The organism is Kitasatospora sp. NPDC049258 (genome assembly GCF_040678895.1).
Lineage (GTDB): Bacteria > Actinomycetota > Actinomycetes > Streptomycetales > Streptomycetaceae > Kitasatospora.
In genome coordinates, this window is the sequence record NZ_JBFAQT010000015.1 from 94,444 (window position 1) to 121,048 (window position 26,605).

The window sequence follows — 26,605 nt, forward strand, 5'->3', positions numbered from 1 at the left end:
GGGGCGGGTGCGACCCGGACCGCGAATCGAACGGCGGGCCCGGTCGGCGGCTGCGGAGGTGGGTGCGCCGCGGCTCAGCCGTTGTAGGCGCCGAGCGCCCGGGTGAAGTCCAGCGGCTGCTGGACGATGCTGCTGCAGGTGGCGTCGGCGAAGCCCTTGGCGCCGCCGGCGCAGGCCTTGTCCCGGGTGCCGGACCACATGGCGAGCCAGGCCAGGTGCTTGGTCCTGGCGAAGTCGGCCAGCTGGGTGGCGTCGGCGACCGTGAAGACCTCGGTGGCGACGTCGTTGACGCCGATCATCGGGGTGACCGCGACCTTCGCCCAGGCGGCGCTGTCGCCGATCCCGAGCACGCTCTTGACCTGCGCCTGGGTGGCGGTGGCCGCGTCGATGGCGTACTTGCCCATCCGGCCCTGCGGGTTGGGCGCGACGCCGTCACCGAAGTCCATCGCCATGATGTTCACGGCGCCGATCCGGACGCCCGCGCCCGATGCCCCGGCGACCAGGTTGATGCCGTCCTGGGTGAGGCCGGTGGGCAGTGCGGGGAGGGTGAAGGAGACGTCCAGCGCCTTGCCCTTGGCGGCGGCGTTCTTCTGCAGCTGGACGATGGCCTGGGCGCGCCGGGTGTTGGCGGCGCCGTCGGCGATCGCGCCGCCCTCGATGTCGAAGTCGAGCTTGTCGAGGCCGTAGGCGTCGACGGCCTTCTGGTACGCGGCGGTCAGCTCGGCGGTCGAGGAGCAGGCCGCCGCCAGCTCGCTGCCGTTGGCACCGCCGAAGGAGACCCGGACGTCGCCGCCGATCCCGCGCAGCGCGCCGATCTGGCTCGCCACCGCGTCGGCGGAGAGGTCCGAGACGCCGCCCCACTTCGGGGTGCATCCGCCGCCGGAGACGATGAAGGCGAGGTTGAAGTCCTTCACCCCGCTCGCCTTGGCGGTGGCGACCAGGTCGTACGGCGGGTAGAGCGAGGTGTCCACGTACGGCGCGAAGCGGGCGCCGCCGACCGGGGCGGGCGTGCCGGTCGGGGTCGGCGTCGGGGTCGGCTTGGGCGAAGCGGTCGGGGTCGCGCTGGCGCTGGGCTTCGGCGAGCCGGTGGAGGCGCTCGGCGACGGGGTCGGCGCGGGGGTGCTCGGCGTACCGGTCGGGCGGCCGGAGGGGGTGGGGGCCGGCCCGTTCCCCGCGGTGCAGGAGACGTTGTTGATCAGGCAGTGGCCGGGTTCGTCCTGCGCGGCGCCGGAGCCCTGGACCACGAAGCCGACCTCGACGGTGCGGCCCGGCTCGATCCGGCGGTTCCAGTCCTCCGGCTTGACCGTGACGTGCTGGCCGGAGACGGTGAAGCCGGCGTTCCAGAGCGAGGAGACGGTGGCGCCGGCGGGCAGGTCGAAGCTCAGGGTCCAGCCGTCGAGGGCGGCGCTGCCCGGGTTGGTGATCACGTACCGGCCGGTGTAGCCGCTCTCCCAGGTGCTGGTGCGGCTGTACGCCGCGCCGACCGACGCGGCGCTGGCCGAGGAGGCGAGGACGACCACGCCGCCGGCGACGATCGCGGCGGCCACGGCCGAGGCGCCGATCAACTTGCCCTTGCGGCTGCGGCGGTGTCCGGTGCGGCGGGTGGGCTGGCTGGTCGTCATGGGTCGGGGTACCTCCGGGAGTGCGACCGTCGTACCCGGGGTCCGCGACCCCGGCGCCGCTGACGCTAGCGACGGGTACGGGGACGAATCGGACAGCTGAGACAGGGGTAGCGCTGGCTTAGGGCCCGGTTAAGGAACCCGTCCGCGGGAGGCGTGCGGAAGGCCGCCGGGAGGCCGTGCGGGAGGCCGCGCCGGGGCGTCAGGCCCGGCGGCGCGCGGCGCCGGCGAACCGGCCGGCTCGGCGCCGGGCCTGGCGGGGCTCGGCGGCCTCCGGCCGGGTCTGGATCCGCAGCGCGATCTCCGCGCCGCCGAGCCCGGCCGAGCGGCCCAGCGCGACCTCGCCGCCGGTGTCCTCGGCCAGCTTGCGGGCGATGTCGAGGCCGAGGCCGGTGGAGCCGTCGCCGCCGTGGCCGGTGCCCCGCTCGATCGCCGTGTCGGGGTCGGCGAAGCCCGCTCCGGCGTCGCCGACCAGGACGATCACGGAGTCCGGGGTGGCCATCAGGTCCACCGAGAAGGCGGTGCCGACGGGGGTGTGCCGGAAGACGTTGCCGAGCAGCGCGTCCACCGCCGCGGCCAGGTCGCCGCGCTGGACCGGCACCTGGACGGCGCCCTCGGCGCCCGCCAGCTGCCAGGGGCGCCCCTCGTCCTCGGCGAGCGCGGACCAGAAGCCGACCCGTTCGCGGATCACCTCCACGGCGTCGCAGCCGAGCGTGACGGCCGGCGCGTCGTCCGGCGCGCGCCGGGCCGAGCGGATGATCTGGTCGACCTCGCGCTCCAGTTGGGAGACCGCGTGCCGGGTGGCGTCGGCGGCATCGCCGTCGCCGAGCGAGGCGGCGTTCAGCCGCAGCACGGTGAGCGGCGTGCGCAGCCGGTGGGAGAGGTCGGCGGCGAGCTCGCGCTCGGCGGCGAGCAGGTGGACGACCCGGTCGGCCATGGCGTTGAAGGCCTGTCCGGCCTCGCGGAGCTCCTCGGGGGCGTCGGCGCCCTGCCGGCCGTCGACCGGCACCCGCACGGCCAGGTTGCCGGAGCCCAGCGAGCGGGCGGCGACGGCCAGCCGGCGGGCCGATCCGACGATCCGGGCGCCCATCCGGTCGGCGACCAGGACGGAGATCGCGACCAGCGCGAGGGCGACCAGCGAGAGCACCAGCCAGGCGGTGCTGACGCCGTGGGTGAGGTCCCCGTCGACCACGTGCACCTCGACCACCGCGATCCGGCCGTTGTCGACGGCGACCGGCTGGAGCAGCGCGAAGCCGCCGGGGACGGCCACGGTGAAGGAGCGGCCCTGGTCCTCGACGCTGCCGATGTCGGCGGGGCTGGCCCGGACCGCGCCGACCGTCGTGCCACCCGGCAGGTGGACTGCGACCCGGCCGCGGGCGCCGGCGTCGGTGGAGGCGAGCGCGCGGTCGATGGCGTCCGGGTCGGTGGTGATGGCGAGGGCCGGGCCGAGCGCCGCGGCCTGGCGTTCGGCGGCGGTGAAGGCGCGGTCCCTGGCGGTCTGCTGGACCATCAGGCCGAGCGGGATCAGGAAGGCGAGCGCGACCATGGTGGTGCCGGCCACCGCGGCCTTGACCATGGCCCAGCGCAGCGAGCGGGTGAACCGCCTCACGGGGTGTATCCGGCAGGACCGCCCGGCGCCTCCAACCGGACGCCGACGCCGCGCACGGTGTGCAGGTAGCGCGGGCTGGAGGCGGTCTCACCGAGCTTGCGGCGCAGCCAGGACAGGTGCACGTCGATGGTCTGGTCGCCGCCGTAGGTCTGCCGCCAGACCTCGGCGAGGATCTCCTTGCGCGGCACCACCACGCCGGGGCGGGCGGCGAGGAAGGCCAGCAGGTCGAACTCGCGCCGGGTGAGGTCGAGCGCCCGCCCGTCCAGCACGGCCTCGCGGCGCTGCGGGTCGATGGCCAGGCCGCCGACCCGCAGGACCTGCGGGGTGGCCACCCCGCCGCCGCCGAGGCGGCGCAGCACGGCCGCCATCCGGGCCGTCAGGTGTTCGGCGGAGAACGGTTTCACCAGGTAGTCGTCGGCGCCGTCGTTGAGCAGCCGGACGATCTCGGCCTCGTCGTCGCGCGCGGTGGAGATGATCACCGGCACGTTGGTGACGCCCCGGATCATCTTGAGCGCCTCGCCACCGTCCAGGTCGGGCAGCCCGAGGTCGAGGATCACCAGGTCGCAGCCGACCTGGGCGACTTCGCGCAGCGCCTCAAGTGCGGTGCCCACGCTGCGGACCGCGTGGCCGGACTCGGAAAGGTGCCGGATGAGGGCGGAGCGGACAAAGGGGTCGTCCTCGACCACGAGCACTGTTGCCATGGCCCTGCACGCTACTTCATCGGCCAGCATTGGTCTGTACCTCGGGTGGCAGAACCGGTCCGAAGGCCGTTTTTGCAGGCTTCTTTCCGATTGTCCGGGCCGCTGACCTGCCGTCCGCCGGGATACGGCAGGATGAGCGGCGATGCGGAGCGGACTGGTACAACTCGGCGCCTGGACGGCGGCCACCGGGGCGGCGGTGGTGCTGTCCTGGCTCGGCGTGCACGCGGTGCTGGCGGGCACGGTGTTCGAGCAGCCGACGGCCGTCCCGCTGCCCTCCGCCGCGGCCCCGTCACCGACCCCGGAGGGCTCCACCGCACCACCGACGGCGAGCAGCACCGAGGCCTCGGCCACCGCGGGTGCGAGCGCCCCGGCGAGCACCCAGGGTGCCGCGCCCAGCCGGGCGCCGAGCCACCGGCCCAGCCCGAGCGCCTCCGTGCAGAGCGTCCTGGTGCCGGGCGGCCGGGTCGCGCTGGACATCCGGGCCGACCGGGCCGAGTTGATCTCGGCGACCCCCGATCCGGGCTGGAAGATGCAGGTCTGGAACCAGCAGGAGTGGATGCGGATCGACTTCTCCCACCCGGAGGGCACCAGTTCGGTCTTCGTCACCTGGAACGGCCATCCGCCGACCGTCCAGACGGTGCCCGCACCGTAATTGACGGCCCGTCACCGGTACAGCGAGGTGGTCGGCGGCCGCACCCCGGCCGGCACCGGGGTGAAGCCCGGCAGGTAGGGGCCGGCGTAGCGGGTGCGGTCGACCAGGGTGTGCCGGGCGGAGCCGGCGGTGGCGATCACGGCGAGCACCACGGTGCCGTGGCGGTCGGTGAGTTCGTACGGCTCGGCGATCGGGGCCGCGCCGCGGTCGACCGCGTAGTCGTACGCGGCGAAGGCGTCCGGGACCCTCAGCGAGAGGTCGACGATGCCCTCCCCGTAGCGGGCCAGGTGGTCGGCGATCAGGCGGCCGTGGTCGGTGAGCACCTGCACCACGGAGGTGAGCACGTAGCGGGCCGGGCCGGTCTCGAAGACGTAGGCGCAGGTCTCCGGGTTGCCGTTCGCCGGCCCCGAGTAGGCGGTACATCGCATGGCCAGGGTGGCGGAGTAGTAGTGCGCGGCCTTCCTGGCGTCGTGGACCGCGAGCACCACGGCGTCGGGGCCGGTGATCGGACGGAAGTCGTCGGCGGGTTCCTGGGTCAGCGGTGCGGCGGAGATCTCGGTCAAGGCGCTCCTCCCCGGTCGTCCCGCCGGCTCGGGGTGGGGCCCGGCCACGGGGTGTGGGGGGAGACTGGCCCTCGGCGGATCGATGCGCAACTGTTCCGATTCATCCTGGGCAAGGTGCGCGTCGGCGCCCGAAAATGGCGGCAGCAACTGTGCAGTTTGCCCACCGGACGGAGCCCCCGTGCACTCCCCCAACGATGCGATCGACGCGCTCGACGGAAAGTTGATCAGTCTGCTCAGCGAGGAGCCGCGGATCGGCGTGCTGGAGTGCTCCCGCCGGCTCCAGGTGGCCCGCGGCACCGTGCAGGCGCGGCTGGACCGGCTGCAGGCCAGAGGTGTGATCGCCGGCTTCGGGCCGCAGGTCGACCCGGCGGCGCTGGGCTACCCGGTGACCGCCTTCGCGACCCTGGAGATCTCCCAGGGCCAGGGGGTGGACGTCCGGGCGCACCTGAGCGGGGTGCCGGAGGTGCTGGAGCTGCACACCATCACCGGGCAGGGCGACATGCTGGTGCGGATCGTCGCCCGGTCGAACGCCGACCTCCAGCGGGTGATCGACCGGGTGGTGGGCTTCGACGGGATCGTCCGGGCCTCGACCGCGATCGCCCTGGAGAACCCGGTGCCGTACCGGGTGCTGCCGCTGGTGGAGCAGGCCGCCCGCGAGTGAGCCGGGCGGCCCCGGTAGGGCCCCGGCAGGCTCAGCAGTGCGGAACGGGTGCTCCGCTGTTCAGGGCGTTCAGCGCGGCCACCGACTCCTCGATGGTGGTGACCGGGACCAGCTGCAGCCCCGGCGGGAGGTTCACCCCGGCGTCCGAGCACTCCTGCGCGGGGACCAGGAACACCGTCGCGCCGTCCCGGGCCGCCGCCTGGGTCTTCAGCGGCACCCCGCCCACCGCGCCGATCCGGCCCTGGTCGTCCACGGTGCCGGTGCCGGCCACCACCCGGCCGCCGGTGAGGTCGCCGCCGTGGCCGTTGCCGGAGAGCTTGTCGATGATCCCGAGGGTGAGCATCTGGCCCGCGCTGGGGCCGCCGATGTCACCCAGGTCAACCGTCACCTTGACCTGGCCGCCCTGGAGGTGGAGGTAGTTCAGGGCCGCCGTGGTCGCGGCGTCCTGGGACTCCGTCATCTGCCGGGAGGTCTCCTGCACCGCGTCCGCCGGGTCCGGCTCGGGGTAGACGACATCGGTGGGCAGCACCGCCTCGTCCTCGTTCAGCCAGCCGTCCACGGCCTGCTTGAGCGTGATCCGCTCGCCGGCGTTGGTCGCCGAGATGGTGGTCGCCCGGAGCTGGCCGTCGGTCACCCGGAGCGGCGCGCCGGTGATGGTGAGCACCGGGCGGCCCTGGTAGGTGCCGAGGGTGTCGGCGGTGACCCCGGGCTGGGTCAGCGTGAACGGCAGCGGCGCGAACGCGGCGACCGCGAACAGCGCCACGACCAGCGCGCCGCACAGGCCCAGGGCGCGGGTCTTGGGAGCGGTGAGGGCCGGGGGCAGCTTCACAGGGGACACACCTTCACAGGAGACACACCCCGCATCAAAACACACCCGGGCCCTCGCCCGGGCACTACCTCAGGGCGTCGGCGACCTCGGTCGCGGCCTCCACCACCCGCGGGCCGACCCGCTCGGGCACCAGGCCGTTGAGCATCACCACGCCGACACTGCCCTCGATGCCGCTCAGTCCGAGCAGCGCGGCCGCGGCACCACTGGCACCGGACTGCTCCTCCGCGTGGGTGACGACGAAGCCCTGATCGGGCCGGCGCTGGCTCGGGAAGGAGCGGGCCTCCAGGATGGCCCGGCCCGCCGCGCTCTCGCTGAGCGGGTGCCGCAGGCCGGTCCGGTAGGCGACGTGGAAGTCGGTCCAGGTCGGCTCGACCACGGCCACCGCCAGTGCCTCGCTGCCGTCCACCAGGGTGAGGTGGGCGGTGGCGCCGAGGTCCTCGGCGAGGCTGCGCAGGGCGGGCAGCGCGGCCTCGCGCAGCAGCGGGTGCACCCGGTGGGCCAGGCGCAGCACCCCGAGGCCCACCCGGGCCCGGCCGCCGATGTCCCGGCGGACCAGCCCGTGCTGCTCCAGGGTGGCGAGCAGCCGGTAGACCACGGTCCGGTTGACCGCCAGCCGGGCGGCCAGTTCGGTCACGGTCAAGCCCCGCTCGGAGTCGGAGAGCAGTTTCAGCACCCGGACACCTCTGTCCAGGGTCTGGGAGGTCTCAGCAGTCACGACGCGCATGTCCTTTCCGCGGCGGTCGCCGGACCGGCGGGCTGCCGGTACCGGGACGGAGGGGTCGCGCGCGAGTGGGTGTCCGCGCTGGAAGCCACGTCCCGGCGCCATTGCCGGACGGACGGCTCTGCGGTGCGCACTCGGGTCGGGGTGATCGGTGCGAGTGAGCGTGGGGGAAAAGTAGTGAACGGGAGGCCCCGGCGGAACCCCTTGTCCAAAATCCGATCCGGATCGTCGCGCTACCGAGATGAAATTCCAGGCAAATCCCCCATAACATCCGGCGTCGTTCGTGCACCAGTTCGAGCGGACTCCGGAGTCCGGACACCGCGGAGTGCCGGCCACCGCTTCCGGGTCGGCCGGCGCGCCCGTCTCCGGGAACGGCGAACGCCCGGCGGCCTCGAGCCACCGGGCGTTCCCCGTTCGTCCCGCGGAGCACCGCGGGAGGCGATCGCTCAGGAAGCGGTCGCCCACTCCCGGATCTTGGCGATCCGGGCCTTCAGCTGGTTGGCCGTCGCCTGCGCGGTGAGCGGCCCTCCGCACTGGCGGCGCAGCTCGTTGTGCACGGTGCCGTGCGGCTGGTTGGTGCGGTGGTGCCAGGCGGCGACCAGCGCGTTCAGCTCCTTGCGCAGTTCGCGCAGCTCCTGGTGGGTGACCACCGGGCGCTGCTCGGCCGGGAGCTCGATCAGGTCGGCCTCCTCGGCGGGCTTGGCCTTGCTGCGCTGGATCTGCCGGTGCTGGCGCTTCTGCAGCAGCATCTGGACCTGGTCCGGCTCCAGCAGGCCCGGGATGCCGAGGTAGTCCTCCTCCTCCTCGCTGCCCGGGTGCGCCTGCATGCCGAACTCCATGGCGTTGTACAGCACCCGGTCGAAGACCGCGTCCGAGCCCAGCGCCTCGTAGGAGAACTCCTCGCCACCAGCCGTGTCCGGCCCGTCGTCGGCCTTCTCGGCCTCGGCGAGCAGCCGGTCCTCCTCGTCGAAGAGGCCCTCGCCCTCCTTCTTCGGGCGGTCCAGCACGTGGTCGCGCTGGAGCTCCATCTCGTTGGCGAAGCCGAGCAGCATCGGGATGGTCGGCAGGAACACCGAGGCGGTCTCACCGCGCTTGCGGGCCCGGACGAAACGCCCGACCGCCTGGGCGAAGAACAGCGGGGTGGAGATCGAGGTGGCGTACACCCCGACGGCCAGCCGGGGCACGTCGACGCCCTCGGACACCATCCGGACGGCCACCATCCAGCGGGAGTCACCGGCCGCGTAGTCGGAGATCCGCTTGGACGCCTCGGTCTCGTCGGAGAGCACCAGGGTCGGCTTCTCCCCGGTCAGCTCGCGCAGGATCTTGGCGTACGCGCGGGCCACGTTCTGGTCGGTGGCGATCACCAGCCCACCGGCGTCCGGGATGGCCTTGCGGACCTCGGTGAGCCGCCGGTCGGCGGCGCTCAGCACGTTCGGGATCCACTCGCCCTGCGGCGCCAGCGCGGTCCGCCAGGCCTGGGCGATCAGGTCCTTGGTCATCGGCTCGCCGAGCCGGGCCTCCAGCTCGTCGCCGGCCTTGGTGCGCCAGCGCATGTTGCCGCTGTAGGACAGGAAGATCACCGGCCGCACGACGTGGTCGGCCAGCGCGTGCCCGTAGCCGTAGGTGTAGTCGGCCACCGACTTGCGGATGCCGTCGCTGCCCGCCTCGTACTGCACGAACGGGATCGGGTTGGTGTCCGAGCGGAACGGCGTACCGGTCAGCGCCAGCCGGCGGGTGGCCGGCTCGAAGGCCTCGGCGCAGGCCTCGCCCCAGGACTTGGAGTCACCCGCGTGGTGGATCTCGTCCATGATCACGAGGGTCTTGCGGGCCTCGGTCCGATTCCGGTGCAGCATCGGGTTGACCCCGACGCCCGCGTAGGTGACCACGATGCCGTGGTACTCCCGGGACAGCGGCCCGGAGGAGTAGCCCGGGTCGAGCTTGATGCCTATCCGGGCCGCGGCCTCGGCCCACTGCTTCTTGAGGTGCTCGGTCGGGGCGACCACGGTGATCTGCTGCACCAGGTGGTTGTGCAGCAGGTACGAGGCCAGGGTGAGGGCGAAGGTGGTCTTTCCCGCGCCCGGCGTCGCGACCGCGAGGAAGTCGCGCGGCTGCTTCTCGATGTACCTGTCCAGCGCACCCTGCTGCCAGGCCCGCAGCGAGGCGGCCGTACCCCAGGGGGCACGGCCGGGGAAGGCCGGGGACAGGTGCGAGGCCGCGGTGGTGCCGGCCGGGCGGCCGGGTGCGTTCGGGTCGGCGTGCGAGAACAGGGGGGCCATCGGGGAGGCGGCAGTACTCACGGTCTCCGGAGGGGGTCGTCGCAGGTCAGGGCGGTTAGCTGCCCCCGGCCCACTGTCGGTCGGCGGTCGTACAACCCGCCCAGCCTACCGGCCCGGTGGCCCCTCCCGGCCCTCGCCGCGCTCGTCCGGCCGATCCGCCCGCCGGGCGATCACGCCCACCGCGCCCCCGGCCGACACTCCCCCGGGTACCCGGATCGACCGCCCGGGGCACCGGCCTGCGGCCGCGCCACCCCCGGCCGGGCGGGTGAAGTTCACACCATCCGACCGGATTTTCCGCAATATTCGGTTTGATGTGACCTGGATCACATCAGAAACGGCGAAAAGCCACGTAACGCCGACCCACCCGCGGACTCCTACATCCGGAGCCGCACCCGCCCCAGGCGTCACACGGCCCGCACTGAGTCTCATCGGGAGGAACCCAGCATGTCCGGTATGTCGGCAGTCGTGGAGCAGGTCGTCCAGGCCCGTCTGATCCTCAGCGCCCAGCGCTCGGCGCTGCTGCAGGTGGTCCTGCGGTACCGCGCGGACGACCCGCTCGCCGTCCGGATGGTCTTCCCGGCCGAGTACGCGCTGGACGGGCCGGCCGACACCCCCGAACTCGGGGACGGCGGCCCGGTCGATCCCGACACCGGGGTCGAGTGGGTCTTCGCCCGCCGGCTGCTGACCACCGGGGTCGACCGGCCGGCCGGCCCCGGCGACGTGCACATCCGGCCCGCCCTGGACCGCCGGACGGTGGTGGAGCTGCGGGCCCCGGAGGGCGTCGCCCTGCTCCACTTCCCCACCCAGGACCTGCGGCGCTTCCTGTGGCGCAGCCACCTGGCCGTCCCCGAGGGCCAGGAGGCCCGCTACCTCGACCCGGACCGCGAGCTGGCCGAGCTGCTCGGCTGACGGGCCGCCGGCGCCCGGGTGGAGCGGGCTCAGGCGGACAACCGGCGCATCAGCCGCACTCCCTGGGCCGGCGTCAGGTGCGGCAGGTAGGCCTTGCCGATCGCCCGGGTGATGCTGCCGAGCGCCGCCGGGTCCGGGTACACCATGTACATCGGCCGGTACTCCGGCTGGAACTTCGCCTTGAAGGCCAGCAGCGAGCGGAAGCCGTAGACCGGCTCCAGCGTCTTGCCCATCCAGTCGAGCATCCGCTGCAGCGCGGTCGACGGCTCGCCTCGGTCGGACCGGGCCAACGGGGCGCCGGAGAGGCTGAGGAACTGCGCGCCCTCCTCCTTGAAGCCCAGCGCCGCCGAGGCGATCAGGAACTCCATCACCCCGCGGAAGCCCTCGCTGCGCCGCCGCATGAAGTCCAGCGTCCAGCCGACCGGCTGCCCCTCCCCGTAGACCGGCATCCAGCTGGTGAGCCCGTGCACCGTCCGGTCGGCGTCCACCGCGACCAGCACCCGCACGGCCGGGTCGGACAGCTCCGCCAGCCCGCCCAGGGTGAAGCCCATCTCCGGCAGGCCCTTGTCGGAGACCCACTCCTCGGAGATCGACCGGATCTGCTCCCGGATCGCGATCGGGGCCTCGTGGTAGGTCCACCACTCGGCCGTGATGCCCTGCTTGCCGGCCTTGTTCAGCGAGGTCCGGATGTCCTGCCACTTCTTCCCGGTGAAAGCCAGCTCGGGCAGCGCCACCACGGTGTCCTCGGCGACCTGGAGCGAGCGCCAGCCGAGCTCCTCGGCCGCCGCCAGGGTCTCGGGGGTGACGCTGTAGAAGCACGGCGTCCACCCGCGCGCGTCGCAGTAGCGGGCGAAGCCGGCCACCGCGCGCCCCCGGGCGGCCGGCTCGCCGAACGGGTCGCCGGTGGTCAGCGCCACGGTGGCGATCACCCGGTACGGCACGGCGGCCCGCCCCTGCTCGTCGAACCAGTAGTGGTTGCCGTCCCAGGTCGAGATGAAGGACAGCGTCGACCCGCCGTGCGCCACCAGCAGCGCCCGGGCCCGGGCGGCGTCCTCGGCGTCGCTGTGCAGCACCGGCCGGCGGAACGCCAGCAGCAGCGCGACCAGCGTGACCACCCAGAACACCACCCCGCAGTAGATCTCCAGCGCCTGCGCGGTGCCGCCGACCGCGATCGGGTACCCGGGCAGCAGGTCGTTGTACGAAGGCGGCAGCAGCTCCGCGGGCAGCCCGGCGAGCAGCCCGGTCAGCGTGGCGTCCGGCTCGTACTGGTCGCGGACCAGCCAGCCGATGCCGACGTACGCGCCGCAGCACAGCACCAGCGCACCACCCACCACCGCCGCCAGCCTGGCCGTGTCCCGGTGCGGCAGCCGCTGGTCGAAGCTGCGCCGGGTGACCCACTGGAGCACCAGCAGGGCGACCGGCAGCAGCAGCGCCTCGCCGATCAGCTCGAACAGCAGCGACACCCCGCCGTCCCGGGCGAAGCTGTCGTAGTTGTCGGACAGCAGCCAGGCCAGCACCCCGACCCAGGCCAGCTCGGTGATCACGGCCAGCCACCAGGCGAGCCGCAGCCCCCGGCGCAGCCCCTCGGCCAGCACCAGCAGCAGCACCGGCACCAGCGCGGCCATCAGCCGGCCCGGCGAGTCGAAGAACCGGTCCACCGAGTGCGCCCGGGCGCAGTCCGTGGCGGAGGAGGCACAGGCCTCGGCGATCTCCGCCGAGGACGGCACGTGCGAGAAGTAGAGGTCGCCGACGGTGTTGAACGGGCCGATCGCGTCCTGGTAGAGCGAGGCGACCAGCGGCCCGATCGCGGCGGCCGCCAGGCAGAGCGCGACCAGCACCCGGGTCTCGCTGTGCGAGGCGCGGTGCGGGCGCACCAGCCGGCGCCGGTACAGCAGCGCACCGCCGACCAGCCCGACCAGCACGCCGGCCACCCGCTGGACGCCCTGCAGATGGCCGACGTAGAGCATCAGCACCAGCGGGACGAGGACGGCCAGCAGCCGCAGCCGGCGCCGCCAGAGCAGGCTGAGCCGGTAGCTGAGCACTGCGGCCAGCGCGACCAGGCCGGCGCCCGGGCTGACCGCGATCTGGTCCTGGATGGCCTTCGTCCACCCCAGGTCCGCCGAGACCCCGAGCCGGACGGCGCCGGTGCCCAGCAGCGTGCCGAGCACCTGTCCGACCACCAGCACGGCGGCGGCGAGCGGGGAGCCCAGGCGCCGCTCGGAGATCGGTCCGAGCACGGCGAGCAGCAGGCTGATCACCACGTACGCGCCGATGCCCGAACACCAGAGCAGCGAGCTGAACGGGGTCCACCAGCGGCCGGCCTCCAGGGTGGGGATGCCCACCCCGACCTGCTCCAGCAGATCGTGGTCGGGGCCGGTGCCGAGGCTGCCGGTGGCCGCGCCGATCACCCACAGCGCCACCAGCAGGGCCAGGGTGAGCGGGGCGGAGCGCAGCTGGGCCGCATGCGGACGCAGCAGCCGCAGGGTGCGCTGCAGGCCGCGCTCCGGCTGCGGGGTGACGGGGGCGGCGTCGGCGGCGCTCACCGGGTGAGTCCGGTCTGCCGGGCGACCCACGGCACGTACCGGGCCATCGCGGTGTGGAAGGTGCTCCAGTCGTGGCCGCCCGGGACGGTCTCGAAGGTCGCCTGCACCCCCGCCTGCACGGCGGCGGCGTACATCTTCTCCTGCTGCGGCCGGAACTCGGCGTCGCCGGTGCCCACCAGGAACAGCCCGGCGGTGTCCGGGAACCGCTGGCGGGCCATCAGGTGCACCGGGTCGACCGCGTCGAAGGCCGCCTCGTCGCCGCCGAAGGCCTTGGCGACCGTCCCGGCGTGGCTGCCGAGGGTCGGCTCGGCCTGCCCGGAGAGGTCGAGGAAGGATCCGTAGACCTGCGGCGCGTTCAGGGCCAGTTGGATGGCGCAGGTCCCGCCGAAGGAGCCGCCGGCGATGGACCACCGGGTGCGGCCGCTCCCGGTCTGCAAGTGGGAGTGGATCCAGTCGGGGACGTCGACCGACAGATACGTCTGGGCCATGGCGATCCTCGAATCCATGCAGAGCGTGTTGTTGAGGGAGGAGCCGATCGGGTCGGCGACCACCACCACCGGGGCGAGGCCCTGGTGCGCGGCGGCGAAGGAGTCCAGGACCTCCGGCATGCCGCCGGAGTTGATCCAGTCGGCCGGGCCGCCGGGCTGGCCGGACATCAGCACCACCACCGGCAGCAGCGGTCGCGGTGAGACCTGGTAGGCGGGGGGCAGGTAGACGTAGGCGTCCCGGGCGGTGAAGCCGGACCGAGCGCCGGGGATGGTGACGGCGGAGAGCGTGCCCTTGGCGGGCATCCCGGCGGGCGGCTGCCAGACCTCGGAGAGTGTCCGGCCGGGCGGTGCGGTGACCGTGCGGGCGTCCTTCCCGGTGGTCAGCGCCTGCGTCTCGGGAGCGAGCATGGCGCGCAGCGCCGGGTACTGGACGTAGTGCCGGTTCACCTGGTTGGCGGCCATCAGCAGCACCAGCACCGCCGCCAGCACGACGCCGAGGCGTCCGGGCCGGCGCAGCGGCGGCAGCCGGAAGCCGGCCAGGCACAGGCCGAGCAGCGCGACGCCGATCCAGACCGTCACATCGCGCGGCAGGGCGTCCGGGAAGGGCTTCCACCAGTCGTCGACCGCGTACACCACCAGCAGGGTGAGCAGCACGGCCAGCACCACGGCGCACGGCAGCCACCGGCTCCACCAGTGCGCCCCGGTGGAGAGCGCGAGCCCGCACAGGGCGCCGAACCCGAGCACCAGCAGGGTGTACGGCACCGGGCCGTGGATCAGCGACCAGTCGAGCGGGTTCCACCCCGCGAGCGGCCGGGCCAATGCGTCTCCTCGGTGCTCGGGGCGGGTCAGGCCCGCAGGGTGCGGACCAGGTGGGCGTAGACGACGACGTTCCCGTCGTAGCCCTCCTGCTGGGTGAAGCCGCCGCCGCAGGTGATCAGGCGCAGCTGGGCGTCCCGGGTGGCGGCGTAGACCTTCCGGTCGGGGAAGTCCTTCTTCGGGTAGACCTCGACCGCGTCGACCGAGAAGAACGCGGTGGCCCGGTCGGCCCGCAGGACCTCCAGCTGGTCGCCCCTGCGCAGGCTGCCCAGCCGGTAGAAGACGGCCGGGCCCTGCCGGTTGTCGACGTGTCCGGCGATGATCGCCGCACCCCGCTGCCCGGGGGCGGCGCCGTCGCGGTACCAGCCGGCCAGGTTGCGGTCGCCGTCCGGCGGTGGTTGGAGCCGGCCCTCGCCGTCCAGGGCGAGCGGGGTGAAGGGGGCGTCGACGCCGATCACCGGGATCCGCAGCCGGGTGGGCGGTGAGTGCGGCAGCGGGGGCACGATCGGCCCGGCCACCGAGCTCCCGTCGAAGGCCTGGTCCGCACCGGGCCCGGGCGGCAGGGCGGCGCCGCCGTGCTGCACCAGCCAGGCCCCGAGCACCAGCGCCGTGCCGGCGGCCAGCGTGCCCGGCCACGGACTCCTGGTCTGCTGCCCGACCACCTGTGCTCCCCTCGGTCCGTCCGTCTGCCCAGTGAAACCCCGGGCCGGGCCGGGCGGCATCCGCTGGGCACCGGGCGGGTGGCGTGGCCGGGCCGACCGGAGCAGGCCGGGCGGGTGCGGGGTGCGGTGGGGCCTGACGGCCGCTCACCGGGCCGGCTCCGTGCGGCCGCGCCGCAGCGAGCCGACGCTGGGCAGCCGGGGCCGGCTGAGGAAGCCCTCGGCGGTGGCGTTGGCGATCGCGATGGCGGGCAGCTCGGAGGACTTCTCGTAGAGCAGGTACCGGGGTTCCCACTCCGGCTGGTACTTGGCGTTGGCGCGGTACAGCGACTCCAGCTGCCACCAGCGGGAGAAGAAGCGGAGCACCCCGCGCCACAGCCGCAGCACCGGGCCTGCCCCGAGCTTGCCGCCCTCCTCGAAGACCGCCCGGAACATGGCGAAGTTCAGCGACACCCGGGCCACCTGCGGCTCCCCCTCGGCGGACCGCAGCAGCAGCTCGGTGATCATGTACTCCACCAGGCCGTTGTCCGACTCCCGGTCACGGCGCATCAGGTCCAGCGAGAGGCCGTGCGCGCCCCATGGCACGAAGCTGAGCAGCGCGCAGGTGCGGTCGTTCTCGTCCCGGCACTCGGCCATCAGGCAGTCGCCGTCGGCCGGGTCGCCGAGGCGGCCGAGCGCCATCGAGAAGCCGCGCTCGGTGCGCCCGTGGCGCCAGGCGTCGGCGAGCCGCACCAGCTCGGCGAGCTGCTCCTCCGGGATCTCCCGGTGCCGGCGCAGCACCACCCGGTACCCGGCCTTGCGGACCCGGTTACAGGTCTGGCGCAGCGTCCGCATCGAGCGCCCGTCGAGGCCGAAGCCGGCCGTCTCGACCACGGCCTCGTCGCCGAACTCCAGCGCCCGCAGCCCGGCCACCCGCCCGTACGCGGTGCCCGCCTGCTCGCCGGCGCCGGTGACGGCGGGCACCCAGGCGTGCCGGCGGACCTCCTGCCACCACCGGTCGATCGCCTGCGGCCAGGCCTCCGGGTCGCCGATCGGGTCGCCGGAGGCCAGTGCCACGCCGTTCACCACCCGGTAGAGCACGGCGGCCTTGCCGGAGGGCGACCAGCAGACCGACTTGTCGCGGCGCAGCGCGAAGTAGCCGAGCGAGTCGCGGCCGCCGTGCCGGTCCAGCAGCTCGCGCAGCCGCAGCTCGTCCTCGGGCTCCAGGTGGCGGCGGCCGAGCGGGGAGCGGAACAGGGCCCGCAGGGCGAGCAGCAGCAGCGCGGCGCCGAACAGGTTGATCCCGAGGTCGACCCAGCCGGGGACGTCGACGTCCGCGTACTCGACGATGCCGGACAGGGTGACCAGGCGCAGCAGCACGTAGATGCTGCTGTCCCCCCAGTCGGGCGGGGCCCCGGCGTAGGTGAGCCGGACCACGGCCGCGCCGAGCACGGCGAGCACGGCGCCGCCGACCACCAGGACGGCCAGCGCCAGCGCGATGTTGCGGCGCTCGCCCCTGGCCTGGAAGGCGGGCCGGGCGAGCAGCAGGACGGCCAGCAGGGCGAGGGTGAGGCCGGCCGAGACCCAGTTGAAGGGGTGCCGGCGGTAGGTGGAGTAGGCCATCGCGAGCAGGAAGACGGCGGCGTACAACGTCACCACGGTGGTGGTGACCAGCCAGGCGGCCCGCTTGCGGCGGCGCAGCATGACGGCCAGCAGGCCGGCGAACAGGGCGGAGCTGAAGCCGGCGGTCATCAGCACCGGGGTGAAGAACTCACCGGTGTTGGCCCGCTTGAGCTGGTCCCGGAAGGGGGCGATCAATCCGGCCAGCAGGCAGAGCAGGGCCGCGATCCGCACGTACCACTCGGCCGCCAGGGCGCACCCGGCGCGCCAGGGGGCCACCGGCTCCGGCTCCCAGATCTCGGACTCGGGCGGCGGCACCACCAGGGTGGTGGCGGTGGGCGGCGGCGGCCCGGCCGAGGGGTCGGGGGCGCCGGCGAGGAAGTTGTAGGCGGAGGTGCGGTAGGCGGTGATCCGCCCGTGGATCCTGATCTCCCGCCGCTCGGCCCGGGCCAGCCGCTTGGGGCGGGCCCGGTAGCGCCAGCGGGCCCACGGGCTCTGCGGCCGGGCCAGGCGCACCGCGCCGACCAGCGCGAGCGGCCAGAGCATCACCCCGAGCAGGCCGGTCCACAGCTTGCCCTTGAACAGGCTGATGGTGACCAGCACCAGCAGGAACGCGGCCCCGACCACCTGGTTCACCGTCAGCCGGCGGGTGAAGCCGCCGAACGGCAGCTCGCCGAGCAGCAGCAGGCCGATCACGGCGACCGCGAGGATCACCGCGTCCACCGACTTGCGGCCCTGCTCGCTCCAGTAGACGTCCTCGAGGTGCAGCACCAGCGCGAACTCGTCGAGCACCAGTCCGGCGCCGATCCCGAAGCCGCAGGCCAGCCAGTTCCAGGCCTGACCGCCGTCGCCGCGGATGGCGAAGGCGGCGACGCCGCAGACCAGCATCAGGGCCTGGCCGAACACCACGTGGTGGATGTGCATGCCGCCGGGCGTGACGTTGCCCGGCCACCACCGCGCGCCGCGGCGGATCATCCGGACGCTGAACCTGATGAAGAGGAAGGAGGCGATCAGGCCCACCAGCAACAGGAAGAGCGGCTCGCGGCCGGAGTCCACGATCCGCTCCCGGTAGGCGTCGGTCACCCACTGCCACATCGCTGGACGCACCTCCGGCGGACGCTGCACGGCTCTGTTCCATCTGACGACGGCTCAGCGCCGGGCGGCCACCCGGCGGCCGGTCCGGTACGCCGAACGGATGAGCGTGCTCCCGGCGCACGGGGTATCGCCCGCGCCACTTGCGCCGCCTACTCGGGACGCGCGCCCCTCCGTGCCATGCTGTGGCCCGGCCCGGCCATCCAGTCCCACTGATGCGTTTATCGGACTGACCGTCAGCGCCGACCTCCGCCTCCGCTGCCAGGACACCCCACCCACCGCGAACGGATGTGACCATGGAAGCCCTCCCCCGCCGAACCCTGCTCGCCGCCGGTGCCGCCACCGCCGCCACCCTGGCAGCCGGCTGCTCCGGGATGGGCGGCAGCGGAGGCGAACAGGCTGCCCAGCCGGGCGCCACCGGCACCGGCGGCGCGGCCGGCCAGAGCCCCCAGCCGGTCCCCGTCGTCACCCTGATCGGCGACGGCTCCACCTCCGACACCGGTGCCCAGCCCAACCAGCCCAAGGCCGAGCCGCTGAAGCTGGGCGAGCGCCCGCCGCAGTTCGTGGTGTTCTCCTGGGACGGCGCGGGCGAGCTGGACAACAAGCTGTTCAGCCGGTTCCGGCAGCTCGCCAAGGAGCACAACGCCGGGATGACCTTCTTCTTCAGCGGCGTGTACGCGGTGCCCGAGGCCAAGAAGACCCTCTACCGGCCGCCGCAGCACCCGATCGGCGCCTCCGACATCGGCTACCTCACCGACGAGCACATCCACGGGACGCTCCAGCAGCTCGGCGCCGCCTGGCTGGAGGGGCACGAGATCGGCACCCACTTCAACGGGCACTTCTGCGGCCCGACCGGCGGCGGCAAGTGGTCGCCGGAGGACTGGGACAGCGAGATCGAGCAGGCGATGGACTTCGTCATGAACTGGAAGACCAACACCGGCTTCGACCTGCCCGCGCTGCCCTTCGACTACCGCAAGGAGCTGATCGGCTCCCGCACCCCCTGCCTGGAGGGCCAGCGCGGCCTGCTGCCGACCGCCGCCAAGCGCGGCTGGAAGTACGACAGCAGCGGCGGGGGCGGCCTCCAGGTCTGGCCGCAGAAGTTCCAGGGCGGCGCGCTGTGGGACATGCCGCTGCAGTCCATCCCCTTCCCGGGGCACAGCTTCCAGGTGCTCTCGATGGACTACAACATCATGTACAACCAGTCCGGTGCCAACACCAAGGGCGACCCCGGCCACTACCCGGCCTGGCAGGTGCAGGCCCGCGACTCGTACCTGGCCGGCTTCGACCGGGCGTACAACTCGAACCGGGCCCCGATGATCATCGGCAACCACTTCGAGGAGTGGAACGGCGGGATCTACATGACCGCCGTCGAGGACGCCCTGAAGATCATCGCCGGGCACCCGGAGGTGCGGCTGGTGTCGTTCCGCCAGTTGGTGGAGTGGCTGGAGGTGCAGGACCCGGCGGTGCTGCGCAAGCTCCAGGCGCTGCCCCCCGGCCAGTCGCCGACCGGCGGCTGGGCCGAGTACCTCGGCGCGGCGGGCAACAGCACCCCCTCGAAGCCGCCGGCCTCAGCCCAGGTCGCGCCCCGGACCTGAGGCTCCGGCAGCGCCCGCCGCCGCGGGGACCCCGGTGCGTCCGGAGACCAGCGCGCCGACCAGGGCCACCCCGGTCATCACCAGGAAGATCACCGCGAACGGGCCGACCGGGGTCGGCCCGTTCGCCGTCCCGGTCAGCGCGCCACCGCCGAGGGCCGCGAACAGCACCCCGGACAGGCCCATCAGCACCACGTTGCCGAGCGCGTCGCTGAGCTGGAGCGCCGCCGAGTTGGCGCCGGTCTCCTCGGCCGCCGAGAGCTTCATCATCAGCACGCTGATGCTGGCCACCGCCAGCCCCATCCCGACCCCGCCGACGGCCCAGGCCACCGCCGCCGCCCAGGTCGGCACCGCGGGCACCAGCACCAGGGCCGCCCCCGCGATCGCCACCGCCGTCAGCACGAAACCCAGCCGGATCAGCGCCTCCCGGTGCCGGTCGGCCCACGGCCGCCCCTGCAGGAAGGAACCCAGCGCCCAGGACAGGCCGCCGCTGGTCAGGGTGAGGCCGGCCAGCGTCGGGGACAGCCCGCGCTGGGTCACCATCATCAGCGGGATGAACGCCTCCGCCGCGAAGAACGCCCCCGCCGCCACCCCGCGCAGCAGGATCACCGTCGGCAGCCCGCGCGCCGCCAGCAGCGTGCCCGGCGGCAGCAGCCGCACCACCGCGGGCAGCAGCAGCGCCGCCCCGGCCGCGGCCGGCAGCAGGCCGATCAGGTCCAGCCGCTGCCCCGCGTACTGCAACAGCCCGGCGCCGAGCGCGGCCATCGCCGCCAGCACGGTGCGCCGGCGGTCGTAGGCCGCGGCCGTGACCGACGGCTGGGCCCGCTCGGCCCGGCGCAGCGCCGGGCCCATCACCGCCAGCGGCAGCAGGATCAGCACCGGCACCGCCAGGAACACCCAGCGCCAGCCCAGGTGCTGGGTCACCGCGCCGGAGATCAGCGGGCCGAGGATCGAGGGCAGCACCCAGGCCGCCGAGAAGGCCGCGAACACCGCCGGCCGCAGCCGCTCCGGGAACGCCCGGCCGACCACCACGTACAGCGCCACGATCACCAGCCCGCCACCGAGCCCCTGCACCGCCCGGCCGGCGACGAAGGGCCACATCCCGGCCGCCGTGCCGGCCAGCACCAGGCCGGCCCCGAAGACCGCGATCCCGGTGAACAGCGGCGCCAGCGGACCACGCCGGTCGCACCACTGGCCGGAGACCACCAGGGCGAACAGGGTGGTGGTGAAGTAGCCGGAGAACGCGAACGCGTACAGCCCGAGGCCGTCCAACTGCCTGGCCGCCACCGGCATGGCCGTGTTGACCGCGGTCGCCTCGAAGGCGAGCAGCAGGACGACCGAGACGATGCCCAGGGTGAGCGCCCGGTACGGGCCGCTCAGCACGCCACCTTCCGCCGGGGGCGGCTGCGGGGTCCGGGCGCTGTCGACCGAGGCGGAGGAGGCAGTGGTCATGCCAGCCATCGTAAGACCCGTGGCGGCGGATGACTCCTGACGGGAGACCGGTTCGGCCTCCTCCGTCGGACCTACGACCTGTGCGCCGCGGTCCCGCCGGATCAGTGCAGCACCTTGAGCCCCACCACACCGGAGAGGATCAGCAGCAGACACGTGATCCGGGCCGCCGTCACGGCGTCCCCGAGCGCCACCATCCCGTACAGCGCCGTGCCGATCGCGCCGATGCCGACCCAGACCGCGTAGCCCGTCCCCAGCGGGATGCTGCGCATGGCGTACGCCAGACCGCCCATCGAGAGCACCAGGGCGACGGCGAAGACCAGGCTCGGCGTCAGGCGCGAGAACCCCTTCGACCCCTCCAGGGCCACCGCCCAGACCGTCTCCAGCACACCCGCGACGATCAGAACCACCCAGGCGATCACGACAGACTCCTCCGCAGTCACTGCGTGGCGGCCCTGCGCCGCCACTGCTGTACTGCGTCGTCTTGTCGTGCCGGGTACGACGCACCTCGTCCGGGGCGAGCTGATGACCTCGCCGCACTTCGAAGGTAGCACACCACGACACACAGAATTCATATTCGGATATTGACGCACCCCCGGCCCTGCCGCATAAGATGAATTCATCAGCACGGCGACGGAGCAGAATCCCGCCGCCCCGGGTGTTACGGACGACAGGAGTCGGCGATGAACAGGAGCACGGAGGCCCGCTACGCGGCGCCCGGCACCTGCGCCCACTGTTGCCGGCGCCCCGACTGTCGCGCCTGAGCGCGTCTCTCCCCCCGACCGGTGAGGCTTTCCGGCCTCGCCACCCTCCCGGCCGTGTGCCCGAGTGGTTCAGGGAACCGCCTGCAAAGCGGTTTACGTGGGTTCGATTCCCGCCACGGCCTCCACCGATCGAATTCCCGGACAGCTTCCCCGCCGTCCGGGAATTCGGCATTCCCGTATCCGGTAATTCACGACCCCGAGGCGTCCGAGGAATTCGGCGGGGAATGCCGCAGGGGCGCCCCCGCACTCGGGAGCGCCCCTGCCGTCGAACCGGCCGCCGGTGGTTACTCGATCACCGGCGGCAGGGCCGAACCGCCACGCCAGGTGTCCTCGTCCTCGACGAGGTAGTCCGGGCGGTGGCCGGCGTCCTTCTTCTTGCCCTTGCCGGCCCCGCCGGCGCCGGCACCGTGCATGCCGCCCGCGCCCGCCGCGCCGTTCTGCCCGCCGCGGCCCGCGCCGGCCGCGCCCGCACCGGCACCACGACCCTTGCCGAGGCCGGAACCGCCCTCGGTGAAGGCCCGGCCGCTCGCGCTGCCCGGCTTCGCGCCGCCGACCGTGCCGCCGGCCTTGCGCACCAGACCACTGCCCTTGCCGCCGGCGCCGCCCTTGCCGCCACCGGCGCCGCCACCCATGCCGCCGCCGTGCATACCGCCGGCCCCGGCACCGGCACCGGCACCGCCGGCCGCACCGCCCTTGCCCTGGCCGCCCGCGCCACCGGCGCCGGCACCCGCGCCCGCACCGCCGGTCGCACCCGGCCGCTGGGCGCCGCTGCTGCCGCTCTTGCCGGTACCACCGACACCGCCGGCGATACCGCCACCGGCCCGGCCACCGCCGAGCCCGCCACCGCCGCCGAGACCACCGGGGATGAACCCACCCCCGGCGATACCGCCACCACCGGCACCGCCACCCGCGCCACCGCCGATGCCGCCACCGGCACCGATCCCGCCGCCGATGCCGATACCGCCGCCACCGGTCGGGTGCGTGGTGGTGGGCGGCGTCCAGCCGTCGATCCCGGTGGACGGAGGCTGCACCACACCACCGGGATGCGTCGTCCCACCCCCGGGCAACGTGTGCCCGGGCTGACCGGGCACGGTCGGGCTGGTCGGGTCCAGCTGATGCGGCATGGTGCCGGGGGTCAGGCCGGTGCTGCCCTTGTCACCGGAGGACGGCGTGTCGGGGAACGCCGGGGTGGGCATCGGCGAGGGGACGACTCCGCCCGGGGGGACGGGGTTGGACGGCTCGGGCGGGAAGCCCTTGCGTGTGGCGTCGAAGCCGTCGGATCCCTCGGGATCCTTCAGATGCGAAGCAGCCTTGTTGTACTCCGGGCCGAGGTACTCCATGATCCCGATGGCGTACTGGTGCTGGACCTCGGTCGCCGACAGGTCGTCCTTGTTCTTGTTGACCGCGTCGATCCGGTTCATCCCGGCCGCCACGTCCGCCTTGAACTGGGCGTCGGAGCGGTCGAATCCGTCGCCGAGCAGCTTGACGCCGCTTTCGAGCGTGCTCGGCACCCGGACCTGCTTCATGGTGCTCTGCGCCTGCTGCAGCGCCTGCCCGGCGATCTGCAGCGCCGCCGAGGTGTTCTGCGCGTGGGCGGCCGTGTTGGTCAGGCTGGTCTGGATCTCACCGGCCTTGCGGGTGAAGCCGCTCGCGGCATCGCCCTCCCAGTTGGCGTTGGCGTGCTCCACCGCCTTCTGGAGGTCCTGCACCGCCTGCTGGAGTTCGGCGTGCACATTCGTCCAGTGCTGGCTCACCTCCTGCAGCCGCGCCGGCTTGGCGCCGGAGAGCATCCCCTTGAGCGGAATCAGGTCGTAACCGTCGAAGCTCGTCTTCGGTCCGTCACTCATCTCAGACCGCCCTTCCGTTGTGCCCGTCCATGACCATCACACCGTCGGACTCCCGGGCCAGGTAGGCCTGATTGACGGTGTGCGTCTTGTCGCCGAACTCGTTGATCAGGGAGTCCAGCTGCGCGATGGTGTTGGTCAGGAACTGCTGCATTCTGTCGTGTGCGGCGAACATGGCCTGGGCCTCTTGGAAGTCCCCGCCGAAGTCGTCACGGGTCACCACCGTGTTGTACTTCGCCTTGCTCCCGCACTCGCTGATGCCCTGCTGGAGGGTCCGCAGTCGCTTGACGACTGCCTCCAACTCATCGGTGTTGACGCGGTATCCGTCGGACACGCGACCCTCTCCCCCTGGAAATCTTGTGCTTCCCCGTGAATTCGCCCGTCGCCACGGGCGGTTACTGGCTGGCTAGAGCGTTCGATGGTATCGCCTTCGGGCGGTGTACTGACACACCCTCAACGCTGCTGGTTACCGTCCTGGTACGGGTTGTGCTGGTACGGCTGTTGCTGCTGCTGCGGGTACGCCTGCGGGGGCTGGCCACCGAACGGCTGCTGCTGGGGGTACCCCGGCGGCGGCGCCTGCCCACCGTACGGCGGCTGCGCCGGCGGCCAGCCGGGAGCAGTGCCGTAAGGAGCCTGCTGCGGCGGGACGGGCGGCCGGCGACGGCTGCGGCGGGACACCACCACGATCAGCACCACCAGCAGGACCAGGCCGACCAGGACCGCCGCACCGATCGCCAGGTAGGAGGACTTGGATCCCGAGTCCGTGGACGCGAGCGGCGGAAGCGTCCCGGTCGAGGGCTTCGGCGCGGAGCCATCCGTTGCCGGTGATGACGCCGCGCCGCCAGCACCCGCCGAGGCGGCGAGCGGGCCCTGCGCGGAGCCGGCCGGGATGTCCATGGTCAGCGCCTCGTAGGGACGCAGGATGCCGTAGCCGTAGTGCGGGTCGGGCAGCTTGGAGCCCTTGGCCGCCGGCGGCACGAGAGCCGACTTGACCAGGCGGTTGGCAACCTGACCTGCGGTCAGCGTCGGAAACTTCGCACGGATCAGGGCCGCCGTGGCCGAGACGTAGGCGGCCGAGTCCGACGTGCCGTCGCTGATGCAGTACTCACGACCGTCACAGTCCCCCGCACTCACCATGTCGGTGCCGGGGGCGGAGATCAACGTCTGCGGCCCGTAGTTGGCCTTGCTCCAAGCAGTGTTGGTCTTGTCGACGGCGCCCACCGCGAGCGCCCCGGGAACGTTCGCAGGGCTGGCCACGGTGCCGGTGGCATCATTGCCGACCGCCGCCACGACCAGGACATCGTGCTGCACGGCGTATGCGACGGCGGACACCTCGTCGTTGGACGGAGCACGGGTCTTGCCCGCCGAAATGTTGATCACCTTGGCGCCGTGGTCGACGGCCCACTTGATGCCCTCGGGAATGGCGTTGCCGCCGGTGGCGTCGTCGTAGTAGACCGGCAAGATCTTGGCGCCCGGCGCGAGTCCGACGACGCCGGCGTTGCTTCCGTGCCCCTTGGCCGCAATCTCGGCCGCCATGCTGGTGCCGTGCGACTTCGGGGGCTTGCGGTCACGACCCTGGCCGCCCGGGTCGAAGCCCGGGAGCACCTGTCCTGCCAGGTCGGGGTGGTTCGGGTCGACGCCGCTGTCGATGACCGCGACGATGATCCCCTCGCCCTTGGTGACCGTCCCCACCTTGTCCAGGGAGTAGTACTGGTTCACCCACTGACCGTCCCGCACGGCGTCCGCCGAGGCCGTCGGTGCGGCGGTCAGCAGCAACGTACCGGTGAGCGCCGTGGCGCCCAGTACTCGCATGGCTCTGGTCAGCGTCATCAGCACCCCGTCAGTCGGCTACCGCTACCCGTGTCTCGCAATGGCCCCCATCAGGCCGGGCCGTTCGATCGTATCCCCCGGGCCTGCCATCCGCGCAGCACCCCCTGCGATCAGCGCCCCACGCAGCGCCACTGACGCACGCTCAGGGCCCGGCCACGCGGTCCGGGTCGGGCAGCGGGGTGGACGGCGGGGGGAGGAAGGCGGGCGGGGGCGGGGGCGCGGCGGTGCGGCGGTTGTGGCGGTTGAGGGCCACCGTCGCGATCGGGAAGGCGACCAGCAGGAGCAGCAGGAGCACACCGCCCCCGCCGGAGGACCCGTCGGTGGAGCTCGGGCGGGTGGCGGCGGAGTGGGCGGCGGCGGCCGTGGTGGCCGCGGCCGCCGGTCGGGCGAGCGGGCCCTGGACCGGGCCGGCGGGGATCTCCTGGGTGAGTGCCTCGTACGGGCGCAGCACGCCGTAGCCGTAGCGCTGGTCGGGCAGGTGGGCGCCCTCCAGGCCGGGGGTGATCAGGGCGGACCTGACCAGCCGGTCGGCGACCTGGCCGGCCGTCAGGTTCGGGTACTTGGCGCGGACCAGCGCGGCCGCGGCGGAGACGTAGGCGGTCGCGTCCGAGGTGCCCTCGCCGACGCAGTACTGCTGCTCGTCGCAGGAGCCCGCGGCCACGATGCCGACGCCGGGCGCGGACAGCATGATCTGCGGTCCGAAGCTGGACTCGGCCCAGATGTCGAGCCGTTGGTCGACGGCCGACACCGCGAGCACGCCCGGGCTGTCGGCGGGGCTCAGCACCCGGGCCTCGCCCTCGTTGCCGGCGGCGGCGACGATCAGGACGTCCTTCTGCGCCGCGTACGCGACGGCCTGGCTGAGGGCGCGGCTGGCGCCGTCCTTGCCGCCCAGCGAGATGTTGATGACCTTGGCGCCGTGGTCGACGGCCCACTTGATGCCGTCGGGGACGGCGTCGTAGCCCCGAGCGTCGTCCTTGTAGACCGGCAGGATCTTCACACCGGGGGCGAGCCCGACCACCCCGGCCGAGCCACCGGGGCCGTGGCCGTGGCCGGCGATCAGGCTGGCCATGCTGGTGCCGTGCGGGTCGGTGGGGCTGGTGTTGAGGCCCTTGCCGGCCGGGTCGTAGCCGGGGAGCACCTGGCCGGTCAGGTCCGGGTGGCCGGCGTTGACGCCGCTGTCGATGACGGCGACGATGACGCCCTCGCCCTTGGTCACCCGCCAGACCTGGTCGAGCTTGAAGAAGCCGTTGGCCCACTGCTCGTCGCGCAGGTCGTCGGCGGTGGCGACCGGGGCGGTGGCGAACAGCGCCGTCGCCGTCAGCACCGCCGTACCCAGCAGCGAACCGGCTCTGCCGAACCGCCCCATCCTCGTACTCCCCCGCCCGAAAA

Annotated in this window: 21 protein-coding genes, 1 tRNA gene and 1 riboswitch; of the genes, 5 read left to right on the top strand and 17 right to left on the bottom strand. The window is 73.4% G+C overall.

What is annotated here, in order from left to right; all coding sequences use genetic code 11:
- Positions 1-74: 74 nt before the first annotated feature.
- From AB0K43_RS15675 to AB0K43_RS15685, 3 genes are all read right to left on the bottom strand, one after another.
- Positions 75-1,622 (bottom strand): cellulose binding domain-containing protein, encoded by a 1,548-nt coding sequence (locus AB0K43_RS15675; RefSeq protein ID WP_363639860.1) that lies wholly within the window; start codon positions 1,620-1,622, stop codon positions 75-77.
- A 199-nt stretch (positions 1,623-1,821) separates the two neighbouring features.
- Positions 1,822-3,207 (bottom strand): HAMP domain-containing sensor histidine kinase, encoded by a 1,386-nt coding sequence (locus AB0K43_RS15680; RefSeq protein WP_363639968.1) that lies wholly within the window; start codon positions 3,205-3,207, stop codon positions 1,822-1,824.
- A 17-nt stretch (positions 3,208-3,224) separates the two neighbouring features.
- Positions 3,225-3,929 carry a response regulator transcription factor gene (locus AB0K43_RS15685; RefSeq protein ID WP_363639862.1) on the bottom strand — a complete coding sequence of 235 codons (705 nt, stop codon included), beginning with the start codon at positions 3,927-3,929 and terminating at the stop codon, positions 3,225-3,227.
- A gap of 142 nt (positions 3,930-4,071) precedes the next feature.
- Between AB0K43_RS15685 and AB0K43_RS15690 the strand changes: the two genes are divergently transcribed.
- Positions 4,072-4,581, top strand: coding sequence for a hypothetical protein (locus AB0K43_RS15690; RefSeq protein ID WP_363639864.1), 510 nt, complete (start codon positions 4,072-4,074; stop codon positions 4,579-4,581).
- Between the two features lie 11 nt (positions 4,582-4,592).
- Here AB0K43_RS15690 and AB0K43_RS15695 read toward each other — a convergent pair whose 3' ends face one another.
- Entirely contained in the window at positions 4,593-5,144 is a 552-nt protein-coding gene (locus tag AB0K43_RS15695; protein WP_363639866.1) for a VOC family protein, read from the bottom strand.
- 178 nt (positions 5,145-5,322) lie between these two features.
- Here AB0K43_RS15695 and AB0K43_RS15700 point away from each other — a divergent pair, with 178 nt between their 5' ends.
- Positions 5,323-5,805 carry an Lrp/AsnC family transcriptional regulator gene (locus tag AB0K43_RS15700; protein WP_363639868.1) on the top strand — a complete coding sequence of 161 codons (483 nt, stop codon included), beginning with the start codon at positions 5,323-5,325 and terminating at the stop codon, positions 5,803-5,805.
- 31 nt (positions 5,806-5,836) lie between these two features.
- On the opposite strand, the gene AB0K43_RS15705 is transcribed toward AB0K43_RS15700, so the two are convergent.
- The 3 genes from AB0K43_RS15705 to AB0K43_RS15715 form a co-directional block, all read right to left on the bottom strand.
- Complete coding sequence (locus AB0K43_RS15705; RefSeq protein WP_363639970.1) at positions 5,837-6,628, bottom strand: S16 family serine protease; 792 nt, start codon at positions 6,626-6,628, stop codon at positions 5,837-5,839.
- 70 nt (positions 6,629-6,698) lie between these two features.
- Positions 6,699-7,349 carry a helix-turn-helix domain-containing protein gene (locus AB0K43_RS15710; protein ID WP_363639870.1) on the bottom strand — a complete coding sequence of 217 codons (651 nt, stop codon included), beginning with the start codon at positions 7,347-7,349 and terminating at the stop codon, positions 6,699-6,701.
- Positions 7,350-7,801: 452 nt separating this feature from the next.
- Positions 7,802-9,631: a DEAD/DEAH box helicase gene (locus tag AB0K43_RS15715; protein ID WP_363639972.1), complete on the bottom strand. Its 1,830-nt coding sequence runs from the start codon at positions 9,629-9,631 to the stop codon at positions 7,802-7,804.
- 453 nt (positions 9,632-10,084) lie between these two features.
- Here AB0K43_RS15715 and AB0K43_RS15720 point away from each other — a divergent pair, with 453 nt between their 5' ends.
- Positions 10,085-10,540: an SsgA family sporulation/cell division regulator gene (locus AB0K43_RS15720; protein ID WP_363639872.1), complete on the top strand. Its 456-nt coding sequence runs from the start codon at positions 10,085-10,087 to the stop codon at positions 10,538-10,540.
- A gap of 29 nt (positions 10,541-10,569) precedes the next feature.
- Here the strand turns inward: AB0K43_RS15720 and AB0K43_RS15725 are convergent, their stop codons facing one another.
- The 4 genes from AB0K43_RS15725 to AB0K43_RS15740 all read right to left on the bottom strand — a co-directional run bounded on the left by AB0K43_RS15725 (position 10,570) and on the right by AB0K43_RS15740 (position 17,740).
- Positions 10,570-13,083, bottom strand: coding sequence for a DUF2156 domain-containing protein (locus AB0K43_RS15725; RefSeq protein ID WP_363639874.1), 2,514 nt, complete (start codon positions 13,081-13,083; stop codon positions 10,570-10,572).
- Complete coding sequence (locus tag AB0K43_RS15730) at positions 13,080-14,390, bottom strand: alpha/beta hydrolase-fold protein (RefSeq protein ID WP_363639876.1); 1,311 nt, start codon at positions 14,388-14,390, stop codon at positions 13,080-13,082. Before AB0K43_RS15730 ends, AB0K43_RS15725 begins: the two co-directional genes overlap by 4 nt.
- A 26-nt stretch (positions 14,391-14,416) precedes the next feature.
- Positions 14,417-15,049: a class F sortase gene (locus AB0K43_RS15735; protein ID WP_363639878.1), complete on the bottom strand. Its 633-nt coding sequence runs from the start codon at positions 15,047-15,049 to the stop codon at positions 14,417-14,419.
- A gap of 144 nt (positions 15,050-15,193) precedes the next feature.
- On the bottom strand, positions 15,194-17,740 hold the full coding sequence (locus AB0K43_RS15740; RefSeq protein WP_363639880.1) for a phosphatidylglycerol lysyltransferase domain-containing protein: 2,547 nt from the start codon (positions 17,738-17,740) through the stop codon (positions 15,194-15,196).
- Positions 17,741-18,033: 293 nt separating this feature from the next.
- On the opposite strand from AB0K43_RS15740, the gene AB0K43_RS15745 reads away from it, so the two are divergent.
- Positions 18,034-19,332, top strand: coding sequence for a hypothetical protein (locus AB0K43_RS15745; protein ID WP_363639882.1), 1,299 nt, complete (start codon positions 18,034-18,036; stop codon positions 19,330-19,332).
- Here AB0K43_RS15745 and AB0K43_RS15750 read toward each other — a convergent pair.
- The gene (locus AB0K43_RS15750) at positions 19,306-20,781 is read right to left on the bottom strand and encodes an MFS transporter (protein ID WP_363639884.1); all 1,476 of its coding nucleotides are present in this window, start codon (positions 20,779-20,781) and stop codon (positions 19,306-19,308) included. The genes AB0K43_RS15745 and AB0K43_RS15750 overlap by 27 nt on opposite strands.
- Positions 20,782-20,882: 101 nt before the next feature.
- Positions 20,883-21,197, bottom strand: a complete 315-nt coding sequence (locus AB0K43_RS15755) for an SMR family transporter (RefSeq protein WP_363639974.1) — start codon at positions 21,195-21,197, stop codon at positions 20,883-20,885.
- 54 nt (positions 21,198-21,251) lie between these two features.
- Positions 21,252-21,318, bottom strand: a riboswitch (guanidine-III (ykkC-III) riboswitch).
- A gap of 274 nt (positions 21,319-21,592) precedes the next feature.
- Here AB0K43_RS15755 and AB0K43_RS15760 point away from each other — a divergent pair.
- Positions 21,593-21,667, top strand: a tRNA-Cys gene (locus tag AB0K43_RS15760).
- 159 nt (positions 21,668-21,826) lie between these two features.
- On the opposite strand, the gene AB0K43_RS15765 is transcribed toward AB0K43_RS15760, so the two are convergent.
- The 4 genes from AB0K43_RS15765 to AB0K43_RS15780 all read right to left on the bottom strand — a co-directional run bounded on the left by AB0K43_RS15765 (position 21,827) and on the right by AB0K43_RS15780 (position 26,582).
- Positions 21,827-23,389: a WXG100 family type VII secretion target gene (locus tag AB0K43_RS15765; RefSeq protein WP_363639886.1), complete on the bottom strand. Its 1,563-nt coding sequence runs from the start codon at positions 23,387-23,389 to the stop codon at positions 21,827-21,829.
- A gap of 1 nt (position 23,390) precedes the next feature.
- Entirely contained in the window at positions 23,391-23,720 is a 330-nt protein-coding gene (locus AB0K43_RS15770) for a hypothetical protein (protein WP_363639888.1), read from the bottom strand.
- A 119-nt stretch (positions 23,721-23,839) separates the two neighbouring features.
- Positions 23,840-25,216, bottom strand: a complete 1,377-nt coding sequence (locus tag AB0K43_RS15775; RefSeq protein ID WP_363639890.1) for a S8 family serine peptidase — start codon at positions 25,214-25,216, stop codon at positions 23,840-23,842.
- Positions 25,217-25,358: 142 nt separating this feature from the next.
- Positions 25,359-26,582 (bottom strand): S8 family serine peptidase, encoded by a 1,224-nt coding sequence (locus tag AB0K43_RS15780; protein WP_363639892.1) that lies wholly within the window; start codon positions 26,580-26,582, stop codon positions 25,359-25,361.
- Between the last annotated feature and the right edge of the window lie 23 nt (positions 26,583-26,605).